We start from the raw sequence: 16,956 nt of genomic DNA on the forward strand, positions 1-16,956 counted from the left end.
CCCATGTCCGACGACCACGGGCGCGCCACCGGCACCGGGCGGCTCGCCACCGGCCTGACCTGGGCGCTGCTGCTGCTCGGCCTGTGGCTGTGGGGGCGCGGCCTGACCGGCGTACCGCACTCCACGCACGCCCCCGCCACGGGCGACCTGTTCGCCGACCCGGCCCTGATGCCCCGCCCGGCCCAGCCGCTCGGGGATGCCGTGCCGCAGCGCGTCGACATTCCCCGGCTGGGCGTCCAGGCGCCGGTGGTGAGCCGGGGCCTGGACGCCCAGGGCGCCGTGGACCCACCGCCGTTCGACCAGCCGGGCGTGGTCGGCTGGTACGGCGCCGGCACCCGGCCCGGCGCCGAGGGAGCCGCGCTCATGGTCGGGCACGTCGACACCGAGACCCGGCCCGCCGTCTTCTACAAGCTCAGCACGCTCAAGCCCGGCAACACGGTCCGGGTGGTCCGCTCGGACGGCAAGGTCGCCGAGTTCACCATCGACGACGTCCGTGTCCTGCCCCGCGCCGGCTTCGACGCCCGGCAGGCCTACGGCCCCCGCAGGCCCGGCCGCGCCGAGCTGCGCCTGATCACCTGTGGCGGCTCCTTCGACCGCGTCGGCCGCAGCTACACCGCCAACGTGGTGGTCGACGCGTACCTCACGGGAACCGCCCGCTGACACCCTCGTACGCCCTGCCACGCGACCTCGTGACGGACCGGCCGGATATGCCACGATTGGGACCCGGACCAGTTCGCCCAGGGGGACCAGGGGGATGCACATGGACGACAGCAGGGGGGCCCGTGCTTGCGCGCGGGCGTCGGCGGCCGTGGTGCTGGGGGCGGTACTGCTGCTCGCCGGATGCTCCTCCGCGGGAGGGGACAAGAACGGGGACCCGCAGGCCCGGATCACCCAACAGCCCAAGAACGCCGACCCGTTCTGGGTGAACCCGGACGGCACCGCGGCCCGCCAGCTCTCCGCCTACGCCAAGTCCGGCGACAAGACGAACGCCGAGCAGATCCGGAAGATCGCCGAGCAGCCGGTCGGGGAGTGGATCGGCCCGGAGAACCCGGAGAAGGAGGCCCGCGGCTTCACCGAGGCCGCCGAGAAGTCCGACCGCACGGCCCTGCTCGTCCTCTACGACATCCCGCACCGCGACTGCGGCCAGTACTCTGGAGGAGGCGCCGCCGACGGCAACGCCTACCGCGCCTGGATCGACGGGGTCGCGCAGGGCATCCAGGACCGCTCCGCCATCGTGATCCTCGAACCCGACGCCGTCCTCCACCTCGTGGACGGCTGCACCCCGGCCCAGTTCCACGAGGAGCGCTACGACCTCCTCAAGGGCGCGATCGCCAAGCTCAAGTCCCTGAAGAACACGAAGGTCTACCTGGACGCGGGCAATGCCGGCTGGGGCCACCCCGACCAGATCTTCCCGTCCCTGGAGCAGGCGGGCGTCGCCCAGGCCGACGGCTTCTCCGTCAACGTCTCCAACTTCTACTCCACCCAGGACTCCATCGCCTACGGCAAGCAGCTGTCGTCGAAGGTGGGCGGCAAACACTTCGTCATCGACACGAGCAGGAACGGCAACGGCCCCTACACGTCCGGCGACCCGGCCCAGCGGTGGTGCAACCCGCCGGGCCGGGCCCTCGGAGAAGCCCCGACGACGAAGACGGCCGACCCCCTGGTGGACGCCTACCTGTGGGTCAAGCGGCCGGGGGAGTCGGACGGGACGTGCAAGGGCGGCCCGAAGGCCGGGCAATGGTGGGCGAGTTACGCCCTCACCCTGGCCGCGAACAGCAAGTGACTACGGGACCTTGACCCATTGGGCCTTGGACGGCGTCCCCTGGTCGTCGTCCACGAACAGCATGTACCACCCGGACTGCACCAGATTCCGGCTCGTGGGCATGGTCACCGTGATCTTGTCCCCGGCCGTCTTGAAGTCCAGGGCGATCGAGCGCTGGTCGACGTCCGTCACATGCGTCGAAGCGCTCGGCCGGATCAACCGCACCTTCTTGATACTGGCCGCGTGATCCGACGTGAACGTCCCCGAAGCGCCGCGGGCGATCGTCTGCGGGCCTCCACCGAGCGTCGGGCGAGACCCCCGGTAGAGATACGGCGGCGTGTAGATCTCGATCCGCTGCTCGAACTTCCCCGGCTTGGTGTTCGCCTTGTCCCCGTACAGCGAGTCGGACCCGAAGAACATCACCCGCCCGTCCGGCAGCAGGATCGACCCGGAGTGGTAGTTCCGCCCCACCAGCGGGTCGGCGACCTGCGTGAAGCTGTTGCTGTCCGGGTGGTACAGCCGCGCCTGGAGGATGTTGGAGTCGCCGCGACCCCGGTAGTCCTGCGAACCGCCGGAGACCAGGACCGTGTCGTCGGGCAGGATCGAGGACTGCGGATACCGGGTCCCCTTCTCCAGCTGCGGGCCGTCCACGAACTTGGGATTCCTGTCCTTGAGATCGATCAGCCGTGTCCTGTTGCTGGACAGCTTCGACTCACCGACCCCGCCGCCCCCGATCACCATGAACTTCTCGTTCTGCGCCGGAGGCAGCAGCACGGTCCCGGAGGTCTCCATCATGTTCGGGTCGCTGAGCCCGGGCAGCTTGCTGAACTTGTTGGTGTCGATGTCCCAGATACCGGGTTCCCGGCCCACGTTGTCCGGCCCGTACCCCGCGTTCGAACCCGAGTAGAAGATCTTCCCGTTCTGCATCAGGAACAGTGCCGGATACGTCGGGAACTGCCGGGTGGTGCTGGTGTACGTCCACTTCTTCGTCGCCGGGTCGAAGATCTCGTTCTTGCCCGGCACCAGCTGGCCGATGTCGTCCAGGCCGGAGACACTGAGGATCTTGCCGTCCGACAGGGTGGTCAGCGTCGGGTACCAGCGGGCCTCGTTCATCGGGTCGACCTTGATGTACCGCTCGGCGACCGGGTCGAACTCGTAGGAGTCCTTGATCCCTTCGAAGTCCTTCTTGTCGAGGGCGAGCTTCTGCGCGATGCCGTAGGTGTTGCGTGCGTCGGCGCCGGTCAGGCCCTGGATGCGGTAGTTGTCCTGGGTGCCGGTCTCGTACTGGCTGCCCTCCGCCTGCGCCTCGACGTAGACCCGGCCGTAACCGGGGTTGTTCCGCAGCCACTTGCCGGTCCTGTCGAAGACCTTCCGGGCGCGCGGGACCAGGACCGAGTCCTGGGAGGCGAACGTCCTGCCGTTGGTCTTGCCGGTGAACTTGGTGCCCGCGGGCAGGGTGATCGGCTTGTCCGGGTTCTCGTTGTAGAGGATCATGACGCCGCCGGCCTTCTTGACGTCGCCCTTGAGCTTCTCGTACCGCTTGGTGCCGCCCGCGATCAGCAGGTTGCCGTCGGCGAGCTGGGTGTGGCCGGTGCAGAACAGGTCGTTGGGTGTGGGCACCTTCTTGATCGTGCCCTTGACCGGGTCCCAGATCCGGGTGTCGAACTTCTTCTTGTTGAAGTTGTCCTGGTTGTTGCCCGAGCCGGCGACCAGCAGCACCTTGCCGGTGTGCAGGAGGGCCGCGTGGATGGTGTCCTGGCGGTACTCCGGAGGGAACTCGATGATGTCCCAGTGGCCGTTCGCGGCTTTGTACTCGGGTCTGTTGATCTTGTACTGGTGGTACTGCGCGGTGCCGAAGCGGTAGAGCCACGGCCCGTTCATCCCGGCCAGCGCGAGTACCACCGCCGTACCGATCGCGAGCCTGCGGGCGCGACGGCGGCCGGCCTGGTCCTTCATTCCTTACTTCCCCCAAGTCCGCCAAGGGCGATCTGCATGGTCTGCTCGTTCTCCCCGGCCCGGTCCTCGCCACGGTCCCCGTGCGGCTCGCCGCCCGCCCAGGTGGGCCGCTTGAGCGGCAGATGGGCCGCGTACGGCGCGGGCACCGCGTCCTGCGGTTCGGCGAGCGCCGTGGCCGCCGCCGGCTTCTTCCGCTCCCGATGCAGCGTGTACCGCCAGGCGAAGATCGGCGAGGCGGTGATCAGCAGGGCGAACGACGCCCAGGTGATCATCGCGGGGTGGGAGTGCCCGAACACGAAGCCGGCGGTGAGCGAGCCGGCGAAGACCAGGATGAAGAACCAGTGGACCCGGAACGTCCCGAACAACGTGTCGGGGCTGGCCGATTCGCCCTTGGGCGTCACCACGAACCTGCTCTTGCGGCGCAGCACGGCGTCCATCAGGGAGCGCGCGTAGATCGGCGCGGACAGCGCGGACATCACCATGCCCGCGACACCGCCGGAGCCCTCCGGCTCGTGCGGGGAGACATTGTGCCGCCGGTTCCAGATGTACAGGCCGATCTGGAGGGCGGAGGCGTTGCCGTACAGCATCAGCCACACGGTCGGGTCGATGTTCACACCCGAGGCGCCCAGGCCCAGGAACAGCGCGCAACTCAGCGCCGCGAGGATCCAGTTGAGGGCGGACATCGGGTAGAAGATGATCATCATCGTGTAGTTGAAGAGCTTGCCCGGCGGCAGGGTGAACAGGCCCTTCCAGTACTGCTTGAGGATCGTCTCGTACGTGCCCCGGGACCAGCGCAGCTGCTGGGTGAAGAAGTCCGTCCAGGCATTGGGGCCTTCACCGACCGCGAGCACGTCCGGGGTGTAGACCGACCTCCACTTCCGGCCCGTGGCCGGGTTCTTGGCGCGGTGCATCTCGAAGCCCGTCGCCATGTCCTCGGTGATGGAGTCGTACAGGCCGCCGATCTGTTTGATGGCTCTGATCCGTACGGCGTTGGAGGTGCCGACGAACATGGGGGCGCCGTAGCGGTTGCCGGCGCGCTGGATCAGGGCGTGGAAGAGGAACTGCTGGGATTCGGCGGCCTTGGTGACGAACGTGTCGTAGTTGCCGTACACCTGCGGGCCGATGACGAAGCCGACGTCCGGGTCGCGGAAGTAACCGAGCATCCGCTCCAGGTAGTTGGGCAGCGGCACATGGTCGGTGTCGACCGAGGCGAAGAAGTCGTAGTCGTCGCCGTGCGCCTCCAGCCAGGCGTTGTAGTTGCCGTGCTTGGTCTTGGCGCGGTGCGGGCCCTTGGGCTGGTTCCACCGCGCGACGCCCTTGCGGGTGAAGTGGTGCACGCCGAGCCGGGCGCAGACCTCCTTCACGGCCGCATCGTCGCCCTCGTCCAGCAACCACACGTGCAGCAGGCCCCGGTGGCGCAGTCTCACCGCCGCCTCCAGGGTCTTCGTCACCATCTCCAGCGGCTCCTTGCCGGGCACGAAGGTGGTGATGAAGGCGACCTTGGTGCCGGTCTCGGGGATTACCGGGACCGGGTCGCGGGCGACGAGCGTGGCGTGCGCGTTGGACAGCACGTTCATGCAGCGGAATGACTCGATCAGGCCGATCGAGACGAGCATGACGATGTCGAGGTCCGGCAGGAAGTCGTAGGCGGGATAGTCGCGTTCGGTCCAGTGCGCGGGCTGCAGCAGCCAGAACAGCAGGACCAGGGAGAGCACGGGGGCCGCGCCCAGCATGAGCGCGGCGCGGACGCGGTGCGGCTCCTGCGAGAGCAGCGACCGGTACTGCACCTTGTACGGCCCCGCCGGGTCGGGCTGGGTCAGGGGGCCCGCGAGCCGGCTGTAGTGCTCGTAGTCGTATCTCGGCAGGCTCTTCCTTATCCGGCGGAACTGGCCCGTCCGGTGACCGATCGCCCTGAGCTGTGTGGTCTGTGACGGGTCGTCGTGATGGTGGCTCGGTCCGGCGCCCGTCGGCGTCGACGTCATGAGTCATTCCCCCCACACGCAGGTCACCGCGTGTTTCGTAGGTCCTTGCCGCCCGGCCGGGCTCCCCTTGTGCCCGCACGCGCGGATCAGTGGTGGCGCGCAGTCCCCACGTCTTCCCCAATTTATGGACACGGGACGGCGACCTTCCGGTTGCATGATGCCCCCCTCGGCATCGGTTCATGAGCGGGGCCCCCTCCCCGCCGTCCGACAACCGGTTGTTTCCCCCCAACTCCCGCCGGACAGCGGAAGCTTGGACGTCCAGGTTTCTACGGCGCTCCACATGATCGCAAGACGCGAAACGCGGTGTTTACCGCTCAAACCCGTTCATTGTGGCGCGCGTGGGGCTCGGGGGGCGGGAGCGCGCCGGTGGTCCCGGGTGGCCGGGGTGTGCCGGTGGCCACGGGTGGCCGGGGCGTGCCGGTGGTGGAGAGGCGGACACGGATGTTGCCGAAGTGGTCCCTTATCGCCTCCTCCGCCCGCAGTGAGTCGCCGGACCGGACCGCGTCCAGGATCTCCCGGTGCTGCCGGCAGGTGACCCTGGGGTCCTGCGGCACGTCCACGAGATCCCGCTGTACCCGGTGGAAGGCGTCCCAGAACGCCTCCAGCACCTCGCTCAGCAGCACGTTGTCCAGCCCCCGGTAGAGGGTGGCGTGAAAGGCCCGGTCGGTCTCGGCGAGGCCCGCCCCCTCGGCGGCCTCCCGTTCCATACGGTCCACGAGGGCATCCAGTTCAACGAGGTCCGCCTCGGGCAGCCGCCCGGCCAGCCGCGAGACCAGCCCGGTCTCCACGGCCTCGCGCAGCTCCAGCAGCTGCAGCAGGGAGTCCTCGCCCCGGTAGTGCCCGGCGACGGTGCGGAAGGCCAGCCCCTCGATCATCGGCGCGAACGACATCGAGCCGACGTAGGTCCCGAAGCCGTGCCGGATCTCCACGATGCCCATCGCCTGCAGCGCCTTCAGGGCCTCCCGTACGGAGTTCCGGCTGGCCCCGAGGAACTCCATCAGCTCGGGCTCGGTCGGCAGCGGGGCGCCCGAGGGCAGCCGCCGGTCCACGATCAGCTTCTTGATCCGCTCCTGAAGGTCCCGGGCTGCCATGGCCAGAGGGTATCCGGCCAATCGGGGGGAGGGTCCTGTTCCGGACAGGGATGAATTCCGGACAGCGGTAAGGCCCCCCGCTTTCGCGAGGGGCCTTCCGGTCGGTGCGCCGCCAGGGACTCGAACCCCGGACCCGCTGATTAAGAGTCAGCTGCTCTAACCAACTGAGCTAGCGGCGCCTGCTGACGGAGATAACTCTACCTGACCTTCGGGGGTGCCTCCGACCACCCCCAGGTGATCGGCCGGCGGCCCAGGGGGGCGTGTACATCATTCGGACCGTCAAAGTGGCGGTCCGGTGGACAGTTGGGAAACTGACCAACGTGCACACTCGTGGACAAATCCCCCCGAATGTGAGGTAGATCGCATGACTGCTCCGGCCTTCGAGGAGTTCAACCCCGCGAGCGACTGCGACTGTCCCGGCTGCGCCCAGGGGCGCCGGGCCGGTCCCCGCCCGTCGCCCGGCCGCACCGGCGGCTCCCCGGCGGCCTGCGGCATCGTGGTCGTGGCCGCCGCGTCCGCCGTCCTCGGCGCGGCGGCCCCGGCCGCCGCCCTCACCCCCGGCCGGCCCGCCGAGGGTCGTCCGCACATCCCCGGCGACGAGGAGTCCGACACCCCCCAGGGCCCCCCGGGCCCGCTGTACGGCCCGGCCGGCGCACCGGCCAAGCCCGAGACCGTGCCCCTCCCCACGACCACCCGGACCAAGATCATCAACCGGGCCAAGGTCTGGGTGACCGCACAGGTGCCGTACAGCATGAGCGCCTACTGGTCCGACGGCTATCGCCAGGACTGCTCCGGCTATGTCTCCATGGCCTGGGGCCTGCCCAGCAACGAGTGGACGGGCAGCCTCGACCAGTTCGGAGTGAAGATCACCAAGAATGACCTCCAGCCCGGGGACATCCTGCTCTACCACAACCCCGACAACCCCGAGCAAGGCTCCCATGTGGTGATCTTCGGCGGCTGGACGGACTACACGCACACCTACTACACGGTCTACGAACAGACACCCCCGCACGCCCGCAGCCAGCCCACCCCCTATCCCTACTGGAGTAACGCCGACAAGTACGTCCCCTACCGCTACAAGGGCCTGGTCGCCGACGCGGCGGGCGGGAAGTCGGCCGGCCACCGCACGAGCGCCCTCCGTCCGGGTGCCGTCTCCTTCGGCCTCGGCGCCGGCAACCCGTACGTCACCCGGTTCGGCGAGATGTGGGTGGCCCGGGGCGGCCGCAGCGCGCCGGTCCCGGCGGTGCCGGATCGGGCCGCCGCGCGCGCGGTGCCCGCCGCGTACGAGGTACCCCGTGCGTACGAGGTACCCCCCGCGCGCGGGGTGCCCGCCGCGTACGGGGTGCCGGGCTACCCCGGCCGGGGCCACTTCCGTCCGGGCGCGGAGAACGCCTATGTCACACAGCTGCGCCGCCGGCTGGTGGAGAAAGGGTTCGGCAGGTTCTACGCCGACGCTCCCGGTCCGCGCTGGGGCGACGCGGACCGGCGTGCGGTGGAGGCCTTCCAGCGCGCCCAGGGCTGGCGCGGCGGCGCGGCCGACGGCTATCCGGGGCCGGAGACCTGGCGCCGGCTGTTCGAGGACGCCGACCCGGAGCACGTGACCGGCCTCTGACGTCCCTCTGCTCATCCCCCTGTTCATGACGCATCTGGCGCGGAGGCTGGAGGCACGCATGAGTACGACCACGGAACACACATCGGCCGAATCCGAGGACCCTGCGGAGGAGGCCGTGGGGCCGGGCGGGTCTCCGGCCCGGCTGATCGAGAACGAGACGACCACCGAGATCCCCGTCCATCTGCTCTTCCGTGACGACCCCGACCCGATGAATCCGGTGAACCCGGTGAAGGTGCCGCTCCGGCCCGCCGTGGTGGCCCGCCGGCAGGGCACCGGAGAGCAGCCGCGGTTCAGGCGCGCGGCGCCGGTGTGCCGCCGGCCGCTGCCCAAGACCGACCCGGAGCTGGTGGAGCGCCCGGCGCGGGTGCTGCCGGGGGCGGCCGGGGTGCTCGCCGGAGCGGGCGGGGTCACCGGGTGCCTGGCCACCTCGTGGTGGGCGGGGCAGCTTCCGCCGGTCGCGGTGGAGGTGCTGCGGCTGCCCGCCCTCGCGGGCGCGGGGCTCGGTCCGGCGCAGTGGGCGGCGTACGCCGGGGCCGGGGTGCTCGGGATGTTCGGCTTCGCCGGACTGGTCCGGGGGCGGGCCGGGCGGGCCTGGGTGCTCGGCCTGTTCGGCCGCTACCGGGGGACGGTCCGGCGGACCGGACTGCTCTGGGTGAACCCGCTGCTACCGCGCCGCCAGGTCGACGTACGGCTGCGGCACTGGCGCAGCGAGTCGCTGCCGGCGGCGGATCCGGACGGGGTGGCGCTCCGGGTGGTGGTGCTGGTGGTGTGGCGGGTGCGGGACACCGCGCGGGCCGTGCTCGGCATCGAGGACCACGAGAGGTATCTGCGCGAGTGTGTGGAGGCGGCGCTGGCCAGGGTGCCGGTGGAGCCGGCGGGCGGGACCCGGGGCGGGGTGACGGCGGCCGGGGACGCGCTGACCCGGCTGGTGGCCGAGGAGGCCGAGCCGGTCGGCCTCCAGGTGTTCTCGGTGCGGCCGGTGCGGGTGGAGTACGCCCCGGAGGTCGCCGCCGCCGTGAACCGACGCCGGATCGCCCGGCTCGACGCCCGGCAGCGGGCCGGGATGCTCAGCTCGGTGGTGGACTCGGTGGAGGACACGGTGACCCGGCTGACCGCGCGCGGCCTGGTCGAACTCGACGACTACGAACGGAAGGCACTGGTACGGGACCTGACGGTCGCCTTCTGCTCGGGACGCGCGGACCTCTCCTAGGCCGTGGACCACGATTGGTATGGACATGTTCAACGCACGGCAATAATCTGAGACTTGGTCTAGACCTACCTGCACAGCTCACCGAACTCCCCACGTTCTCCAGGAGCGGCAGCATGCGCACCAAGACCAAGTTGTCCGCGGTCGTGCTCGGGGCGGTGACCGCCGGAGCGTTCGCACTCTCCACCGGCGGCGCCAGCGGGCACGGCTACACCGACCTCCCCATCAGCAGGCAGAAGCTCTGTGCCAACGGCACGGTGACGGGCTGCGGCGACATCCAGTACGAGCCGCAGAGCGTCGAGGGCCCCAAGGGCTTCCCGGCCGCGGGGCCCGCCGACGGCCAGATCTGCAACGGCGGCCTGAGCCGGTTCGCCCAGCTCAGCTCGCCCAGGACCCCGTCCGGCGGAGCCTGGCCCACCACCAGGGTGACGGGCGGCCAGACGTACACCTTCCGCTGGCAGTTCACCGCCATGCACGCCACGACGGACTTCAGGTACTTCGTCACCAAGCAGGGCTGGAACCAGAACCACGCCCTGTCCCGCTCGGACCTCAACCTCACCCCGTTCCTGACGGTCCCGTACAACGGCCGGCGCCCGCCGGCCACCCTCAGCCACAGCGGCACCCTGCCGAGCGGGCTGAGCGGGCACCACGTCATCGTCGCGGTGTGGACGATCGCCGACACCGGCAACGCGTTCTACGCCTGCTCGGACGTCGCCTTCTGAGGGCCGTTCCGCCACGGCACCGAGGTTCCCTCGAGGCGGGCCGCCGCAACCGCCGGGCGCGTTCCTCGCACGCCGGCCGAGCGGGACGGCGTACCGGACCTCGGGGAACCTCATGGTCGAGCCGCCGGGCTCCCCATCTGACGGTAAGTCAGTTATCGTGCGCCTCCATGGAGTCCATGACGCGTACGGTCGCCGAGCTGGTCGCGGCGCGGTGGGGGGACCACCGTCCGGGACTCGGCTGCGAGGAACGGACACTGACCCAGCACCAGTTCGCGGCGGGCGCCGCCGCGCGGGCGGCCCTGCTGGCCGACCTGCTGCCGCCCGGTGCCGTACCGCATGCCGGCGTGCTCCTCGACAACACCGAGGAGTTCCCGCTGTGGCTCGGCGCCGCCGCCCTCGCCGGCGCGGCCGTCGCCGGGATCAACCCCACGCGCCGGGGCCGCGAACTGGCCCGGGACATCCTGCACACCGAGTGCCCGCTCCTGGTCACCGAGCGGGCCCACCTGCCGCTGCTGGCAGGGCTCGACCTCCCCGGGGTGCGGCTCCTCGTCACGGACTCCCCCGAGTACGCCGCCCTCCTCGCCCCCTACGCCGACGCCGTGCCCGACCCGTCCCGCGCCGCCCCCGCCGACCGGCTGCTGCTGTACTTCACCTCCGGCTCGAGTGGCGCCCCCAAGGCGGCCCTCTGCTCCCAGGGGCGGCTGGCGGCGGCCGGGCAGGCGCTGGTGAGGCAGTTCGGGGTGCGCGCGGACGACGTGCACTACATCTGCATGCCGATGTTCCACGGCAACGCGGTGATCGCCGACTGGGCGCCCGCGCTGGCCGCGGGGGCGGCGGTGGCGCTGCGCCGGCGCTTCTCGGCGTCCGGGTTCCTCGCGGACGTGCGCCGCTACCGGGCGACGTACTTCACGTATGTCGGCCGGGCGATCCAGTACGTCCTGGCCACCGAGGAGCGTGCGGACGACCGCGACAACCCCCTGCGCCTCGGCTTCGGCACCGAGGCCGGCGCGCTGGACGCGGCGGCCTTCGAGCGGCGGTTCGGGGTGCGGCTGGTGGAGGGGTACGGCTCCTCCGAGGGCGGCGCGGCGATCCAGTGGGCGCCGGGCACACCGCAGGGGGCGGTGGGACCGGCCGGGCCGGGCCTGGTGGTCCTCGACCCCGCCACCGGCCGCGAGTGCCCGCCGGCGGAGTTCGACCCCGCCGGGCGGCTGCGCAACGGGGAGGAGGCGATCGGCGAGCTGGTGAACCGGGGGCCCAGCCCCTTCGAGGGGTACTGGAGGAATCCGGCCGCCGAGGCCGAGCGGCGCCGGGGCGGGGCGTACTGGACGGGCGACCTGTTCTACCGGGACACCGCCGGCTATCTGTACTTCGCGGGCCGCACGGCCGACAGGATCCGTGTCGACGGGGAGAACCTGGCCGCCGCGATGATCGAGAACATCGTCGCCCGGTACGAGGGCGCGGTGGCCGTCGCCGTGTACGGGGTGCCGGATCCGGTGACCGGGGACCAGGTGATGGCGACCATCGCCGGGTCCTTCGACCCGGTCGGCTTCGCGGACTTCCTGGCGGCCCAGCCCGACCTGGGTACGAAGATGGCGCCCCGGTTCGTGCGGGTGGTGGAGCGGATGCCGGTGACGGCGACGAACAAGATCCACCGCGCGCGGCTCAGGGCGGAGGGGGTCGCGTGCGCCGACCCGGTGTGGTGGAGGCCACAAGGGGAGACCTCGTACCGACGACTCACCGCCGAGGACGCCGAAGGGCCCCTCGCTTTCGCGAAGGGCCCTTCATCTGTGCGCCGCCAGGGACTCGAACCCCGGACCCGCTGATTAAGAGTCAGCTGCTCTAACCAACTGAGCTAGCGGCGCATGACTCCCGCCTGCCGCGTTTTTGTCTCCCGCGGCTGGCGACGAAGAAAATACTACCTGGTCCCACGGGGTGCTTGTGACCACTTACAGGGTCAGCGACAGGAGCACCGGTGCGGCGTTCCGGTTCAGGGTCTCCGCCGCCTGCTTCAGCCGGTGCGCGTGCTCCACGGGAAGCGACAGCGCCAGGCAGCCCACCGAGGAGCCCGCGGTGATCGGCACCGCCGCGCAGACCGTGCCGATCGCGTACTCCTGGAGGTCCAGGACCGGCACCGTGGGCGGCTGGGACTCCAGGCGGGACAGCAGCAGCTTGTCGCTGGTGATGGTGCGCGAGGTGAGGCGGGCCATCTTGTGCCGGGACAGGTGGTCGCGGCGGGCGTTGTGGTCGAGCTGGGTCAGCAGGCTCTTGCCGACGGCCGTGGCGTGCGCGGAGTAGCGGAAGTCGACCCACTCGTTGACCGCCGGGGTGGTGGGCCCGGCGGCGTACTGGGTGACCCTGACCTCGCCGTCGACGTACCGGCTCATGTAGACCGCCGCGCCGACCGAGTCGCGCAGCCGGTCCAGGGTGTGCTGGAGCTTCTCGCGCAGGGCCCGCTCGCGGTCGTGCGTGGAGGTGAGCCGGCGCAGGGTGTCGCCGGTGACGTACGCCCCGTCGGTGATCTGCTCGACATAACCCTCGCGGCGCAGCATGCGCAGCAGGGCGGTGAGCCGCTCGGGACCGAGGCCGGTGTGACGGGCCAGCTCGGTGTCGGTGACACCGGCCGGGTGGCGGGCCACGGTCTCCAGCACGCGCAGCGCGTCCTGGGCGGAGTGGTACGGGGCGGTCGGCTCGTGCATCAGCGCCACGGTGGTCCCCTTGCGCTCGCTTACTGGGCCGTAGGTCCGGTCAGTCGTGCAGTACCACGATAACGGGCAAACCCCCTGCGGGGAGAGGGGGTTGGCGAGATTGATGCGCTCGCCAGGCCCCTCCCAGCTGCGACGCAGACCCTCTGGCATATGTCAAAGTCATGACCCAGCGGTCGGACCTCGGCATCTCCCGGATCCACGTCCCGCAGTCAGAGAACCGCGCTGAGGAATTCCCGCGTGCGGTCCTGCTCCGGCTCGGTGAAGATCTTCTCCGGCGAGCCCGATTCGATCACCCGGCCGCCGTCGAACATCAGCACCCGGTCGGAGATGTCGCGGGCGAAACCCATCTCGTGGGTCACACAGAGCATGGTGATGTCCGTGCTGCGCGCGATGTCCCTGAGCACGTCGAGGACGCCCGCGACCAGCTCCGGGTCGAGCGCGGAGGTCACCTCGTCCAGCAGCAGCACCTGCGGCCGCATGGCCAGCGCCCTGGCGATCGCCACCCGCTGCTGCTGACCGCCGGAGAGCCGGGTCGGCTTCGCGTCGCACTTGTCGGTCAGCCCGACCAGCTCCAGCAGCTCCCGGGCGCGCTCCTCGGCCTCGTCCCTGGACATGCCGAGGACCTGCACCGGTGCCTCGGTGATGTTCCGCAGCACGCTCATGTTCGGGAACAGGTTGAACTGCTGGAACACCATCCCGATCTTCTTGCGCACCTGGCGGATCTGCTTCTCCGGCGCCGGGAACAGCTGCTCCCCGTCGACGGTGATCGTGCCCTCGTCCGGTCGGGTGAGGGTCATCAGAAGTCTGAGGATCGTGGTCTTGCCGGACCCCGAGGGCCCGATCAGGGTCACATGCCGGCCGGTGTCCACGGAGAAGTTCAGCCGGTCGAGGACGGTGTTGGCGCCGAACCGCTTGGTCACGTTCTCCAGGCGGATCAGCTCGGTCGACTGGGCGTCGGTGCCGGAGGGCTGCGGACGGGTCTCAACGGACAAGGCGTCGCTCCAGGGCTCGCAGGAGAAGGGAGGCCAGGTAGGAGATGAGGATGAAGGCCACACCGATCACGGTGATCGGCTCGGTGAACTGGAAGTGCTGCTGGGAGAAGAGCCGGGCCCGCTGGAGCATCTCCGGCACGGTGATCACCATCAGCATCGGCGTGTCCTTGAGCATGGCGATCACGTAGTTGCCGAGGGCGGGCACCACCCGGCGGATCGCCTGCGGCAGGATCACCGCGGTCCAGGTCCGCCGCCGGGGCAGGTTCAGCGCGGTCGCCGCCTCCCACTGGCCGACGGGCACCGCCTCGATACCGGCCCGGTAGACCTGCATGGTGTACGTCGAGTAGTGCAGGCCGACCGCGAAGACGCCGGTGGCCAGCGCCGAGAAGGTCAGTCCCCACTCGGGCAGCACATAGAAGAGGAAGAACAGCTGGACCAGCAGCGGGGTGTTGCGCACGAACTCCGTGACCACGCCGACCGGCCAGCGCACCCACCGGGCCGGCGTCCGCATCAGCAGCGTCCACACCAGCCCCAGGGTGAAGGACACCAGCGAACCGAGCGCGAGGGCCTCGAGGGTGACCAGCAGCCCGTGCCAGAAGGCCGGCATGAAGTCGCTGACGGCGTTCCAGTCCCACTTCATGCGGCACCTCCGCCCATGCCCGCGCCGCCCGCGGCGCCCACGCCGGTCGTCTGGGCCCGCTTGAGCTCACGCGCCGCCCACTCCGTCCCGGGATCCTTGCCCACCCCGGCCTTCAGCCGTTTCTCCAGTCCGCGCATCAGCCGCGTCAGCACGAAGGCGATCACGAAGTAGATCAGCAGGATGTACGTGTAGATCTCCGCGCTCTGCTGCAGCGCCAGCCGCACCAGGTTCGCGCTGAACGTCAGATCGCCCATGCCCATGACCGACACCAGCGCGGTGCCCTTGAGCAGCTCGATCAGCAGGTTGCAGAAGGTGGGGATCATCTCCGGCACCGCCTGGGGCAGCACGATCAGCCTGAGCCGCTGCCAGGGCGTGAAGCCGAGCGCGATCCCGCCCTCCTTCTGCGCCGGGTCCACCGCGTTCAGCGCGCCGCGCACGATCTCCGAGCCGTACGCGCCGTACGTCAGGCCGAGCGCGAGCGTGCCCGCCCACATCGGCACCAGCTGCCAGCCGAAGGCGACCGGCAGCACGAAGAACACCCAGAAGATCATCACCAGCGCCGAGGTGCCACGGAACACCTCGGTGTAGAAGCCGGCGACGAACCGCACGATCCACAGCCGGTGCGTGCGCGCGACGCCGACGACGAAGGACACCGCGATGGCCAGCAGCGTGCTGAACACCAGCAGTTGGACGGTGGTCCAGACGCCCTTCAGTACGAGTTCCCACAGTCCCGAGGTCATCCGCCGCACAGCTCCTTCGCGGTGAGGTCGGTCATCTCGGCCTTGGTGAACCCGAAGGGCCGAAGTATCCGGAACAACTCCCCGCTCTTCTTGAGCTTGCGCAGCTCGACGTTGAAGGCGTCCCGCAGCCTCGTCTCGGTCGGCCGGAACGCGAACGCGCCCCCGTCGACATGCGGTTTGCCCTTGACGAGCGGCGCGAAGGGCGCGGTGGCCTCCGCCTTGGCCGACTTCTTCACCACCTCGCGGGTGGTGAGCGCCGTACCGGCGAAGACGTCGACGCGGCCCGCCTCGACGGCGTTCAGCCCGGCGACCTGGTCCGGCACGATCAGGATGTCGCCCTGCTTGTACCCGGCCCCGACCGCGTAGTCGATCTCGGCGTAACCGGTCCCGGTGGCGAACTTCGCCTTCTTCTCGACGACGTCCTTGTAGGAGTGCAAGCCCAGCGGATTGCCCTTGCGCACGATGAACGAGTCGAGCATCTGATAGTCCGGATCCGCGAAGATCACCTGCTGGCAGCGCTCGGGATTGACATACATCCCGGCCGCCACGACGTCGAACTGCTGCGAGTTCAGCCCCGGGATCAGCGACCCGAACTCGGTGGGCACCGGCTGGACCCTGCCGACACCCAGCCGCTTGAAGATCACCTTGGCCAGCTCGGGCGCCTCACCGGTGAGATGGCCGTCCTTGTCGATGTACCCGAAGGGGATCTCACCGGCGATCCCGAGCCGCACGACGCCCTGGGCCTTCAGCCGCTCGAGCAGGTCACCGCCCGCCTTGCCCGAGGCCGCGGCCACCCGAGTGCAGCCCGCGGCCCCCAGCGCGCCGAGGGCGGCGAGGCCACCGAGCACCGACCGCCGGCTGTGTCTGAGTCCCGACCGGAATGTGTGTACGTCGTTCCCAAGTGGTGGAGCCATGGCGGCGCGGCTACCCAAGCGCACCTCGGCTATGCACCCTGGTCTTCATGGCCGACCGATTCGTCACCGTCTCACTCGACAGGCGGGACGTGCACTGCACGGCCCGCCTCCTGACCGACCGTGCGCCCCTGACCTGCGAGGCGGTATGGGAAGCGCTGCCGCTCTCGGGCGAGGTCTACCACGCCAAGTACGCCCGCAACGAGATCTACGCCCTCTTCCCTCCCTTCGCCTCCACGGAACCCCCACTGGAGAACCCGACGGTCACCCCGATTCCCGGCGACCTCTGTTACTTCTCCTTCGCCGGCACCGAACTGGGCACCAGGGCCTACGGCTACGACCGCGAGCTCCGCCCCGGCACCACGCTGGTCGACCTGGCCCTGTTCTACGAGCGCAACAACCTGCTCCTCAACGCCGACGTGGGGTGGGTACCGGGGATCGTGTGGGGGCAGGTGGTCCAGGGCCTGGAGCCGATGGCGGAGGCGTGCAACGACCTGTGGCGCAGCGGGGCGGCGGGGGAGACGCTGAGTTTCCAGCGGGCGTGAGGACGCCTCCACGGCGGTAGTCTTCCTGCCAAGATCACGCCATCGGGGGAGGCGGTTCGGGTCGTGGGCTGCCCTCCGTGGAAAGGGAAAG

Annotated in this window: 15 protein-coding genes and 2 tRNA genes; 7 read left to right on the forward strand and 10 right to left on the reverse strand. The window is 70.2% G+C overall.

The window, feature by feature from the left end; genetic code table 11:
* The first annotated feature begins 3 nt into the window (after nt 1–3).
* Together BFF78_RS26235 and BFF78_RS26240 are read left to right on the forward strand one after the other, a co-directional pair.
* Nucleotides 4–660 carry a class F sortase gene (locus BFF78_RS26235; protein WP_069780644.1) on the forward strand — a complete coding sequence of 219 codons (657 nt, stop codon included), beginning with the start codon at nt 4–6 and terminating at the stop codon, nt 658–660.
* Nucleotides 661–760: 100 nt separating this feature from the next.
* On the forward strand, nt 761–1,783 hold the full coding sequence (locus BFF78_RS26240; RefSeq protein ID WP_069783821.1) for a glycoside hydrolase family 6 protein: 1,023 nt from the start codon (nt 761–763) through the stop codon (nt 1,781–1,783).
* Here BFF78_RS26240 and glxA read toward each other — a convergent pair whose 3' ends face one another.
* From glxA to BFF78_RS26260, 4 genes are all read right to left on the reverse strand, one after another.
* On the reverse strand, nt 1,784–3,718 hold the full coding sequence (gene glxA / locus BFF78_RS26245) for a radical copper oxidase GlxA (protein WP_069780645.1): 1,935 nt from the start codon (nt 3,716–3,718) through the stop codon (nt 1,784–1,786).
* Nucleotides 3,715–5,700 carry a glycosyltransferase family 2 protein gene (locus BFF78_RS26250; RefSeq protein ID WP_069780646.1) on the reverse strand — a complete coding sequence of 662 codons (1,986 nt, stop codon included), beginning with the start codon at nt 5,698–5,700 and terminating at the stop codon, nt 3,715–3,717. Before BFF78_RS26250 ends, glxA begins: the two co-directional genes overlap by 4 nt.
* Before the next feature lie 314 nt (nt 5,701–6,014).
* Nucleotides 6,015–6,791 (reverse strand): FadR/GntR family transcriptional regulator, encoded by a 777-nt coding sequence (locus tag BFF78_RS26255; protein ID WP_227025931.1) that lies wholly within the window; start codon nt 6,789–6,791, stop codon nt 6,015–6,017.
* A 105-nt stretch (nt 6,792–6,896) separates the two neighbouring features.
* Nucleotides 6,897–6,970, reverse strand: a tRNA-Lys gene (locus BFF78_RS26260).
* A 185-nt stretch (nt 6,971–7,155) separates the two neighbouring features.
* On the opposite strand from BFF78_RS26260, the gene BFF78_RS26265 reads away from it, so the two are divergent.
* The 4 genes from BFF78_RS26265 (at nt 7,156) to BFF78_RS26280 (ending at nt 12,155) form a co-directional block, all read left to right on the forward strand.
* Entirely contained in the window at nt 7,156–8,403 is a 1,248-nt protein-coding gene (locus BFF78_RS26265) for a peptidoglycan-binding protein (protein ID WP_069780647.1), read from the forward strand.
* A gap of 58 nt (nt 8,404–8,461) precedes the next feature.
* Nucleotides 8,462–9,613, forward strand: coding sequence for an SPFH domain-containing protein (locus tag BFF78_RS26270; protein ID WP_069780648.1), 1,152 nt, complete (start codon nt 8,462–8,464; stop codon nt 9,611–9,613).
* A gap of 113 nt (nt 9,614–9,726) precedes the next feature.
* Nucleotides 9,727–10,332 (forward strand): lytic polysaccharide monooxygenase auxiliary activity family 9 protein, encoded by a 606-nt coding sequence (locus BFF78_RS26275; RefSeq protein ID WP_069780649.1) that lies wholly within the window; start codon nt 9,727–9,729, stop codon nt 10,330–10,332.
* 167 nt (nt 10,333–10,499) lie between these two features.
* Entirely contained in the window at nt 10,500–12,155 is a 1,656-nt protein-coding gene (locus BFF78_RS26280) for an AMP-binding protein (protein WP_079161486.1), read from the forward strand.
* On the opposite strand, the gene BFF78_RS26285 is transcribed toward BFF78_RS26280, so the two are convergent.
* From BFF78_RS26285 to ehuB, 6 genes are all read right to left on the reverse strand, one after another.
* A tRNA-Lys gene (locus BFF78_RS26285) sits at nt 12,121–12,194 on the reverse strand. The two genes, BFF78_RS26280 and BFF78_RS26285, sit on opposite strands and share 35 nt — an antisense overlap.
* Before the next feature lie 84 nt (nt 12,195–12,278).
* The gene (locus BFF78_RS26290; protein ID WP_069780650.1) at nt 12,279–13,037 is read right to left on the reverse strand and encodes an IclR family transcriptional regulator; all 759 of its coding nucleotides are present in this window, start codon (nt 13,035–13,037) and stop codon (nt 12,279–12,281) included.
* Nucleotides 13,038–13,246: 209 nt separating this feature from the next.
* On the reverse strand, nt 13,247–14,029 hold the full coding sequence (ehuA, locus tag BFF78_RS26295) for an ectoine/hydroxyectoine ABC transporter ATP-binding protein EhuA (protein ID WP_069780651.1): 783 nt from the start codon (nt 14,027–14,029) through the stop codon (nt 13,247–13,249).
* Nucleotides 14,019–14,669: an ectoine/hydroxyectoine ABC transporter permease subunit EhuD gene (ehuD, locus tag BFF78_RS26300; protein ID WP_069780652.1), complete on the reverse strand. Its 651-nt coding sequence runs from the start codon at nt 14,667–14,669 to the stop codon at nt 14,019–14,021. The genes ehuA and ehuD overlap by 11 nt, the downstream gene beginning before the upstream one ends.
* A complete protein-coding gene (ehuC, locus tag BFF78_RS26305; RefSeq protein WP_069780653.1) occupies nt 14,666–15,409 on the reverse strand; it encodes an ectoine/hydroxyectoine ABC transporter permease subunit EhuC in 744 nt (247 codons plus the stop codon). The genes ehuD and ehuC overlap by 4 nt, the downstream gene beginning before the upstream one ends.
* Nucleotides 15,406–16,323, reverse strand: coding sequence for an ectoine/hydroxyectoine ABC transporter substrate-binding protein EhuB (ehuB, locus tag BFF78_RS26310; RefSeq protein ID WP_069780654.1), 918 nt, complete (start codon nt 16,321–16,323; stop codon nt 15,406–15,408). The genes ehuC and ehuB overlap by 4 nt, the downstream gene beginning before the upstream one ends.
* A 47-nt stretch (nt 16,324–16,370) precedes the next feature.
* Here ehuB and BFF78_RS26315 point away from each other — a divergent pair, with 47 nt between their 5' ends.
* On the forward strand, nt 16,371–16,865 hold the full coding sequence (locus tag BFF78_RS26315) for a DUF3830 family protein (RefSeq protein WP_069780655.1): 495 nt from the start codon (nt 16,371–16,373) through the stop codon (nt 16,863–16,865).
* Nucleotides 16,866–16,956: the final 91 nt, after the last annotated feature.

Source organism: Streptomyces fodineus (assembly GCF_001735805.1).
Lineage (GTDB): Bacteria > Actinomycetota > Actinomycetes > Streptomycetales > Streptomycetaceae > Streptomyces > Streptomyces fodineus.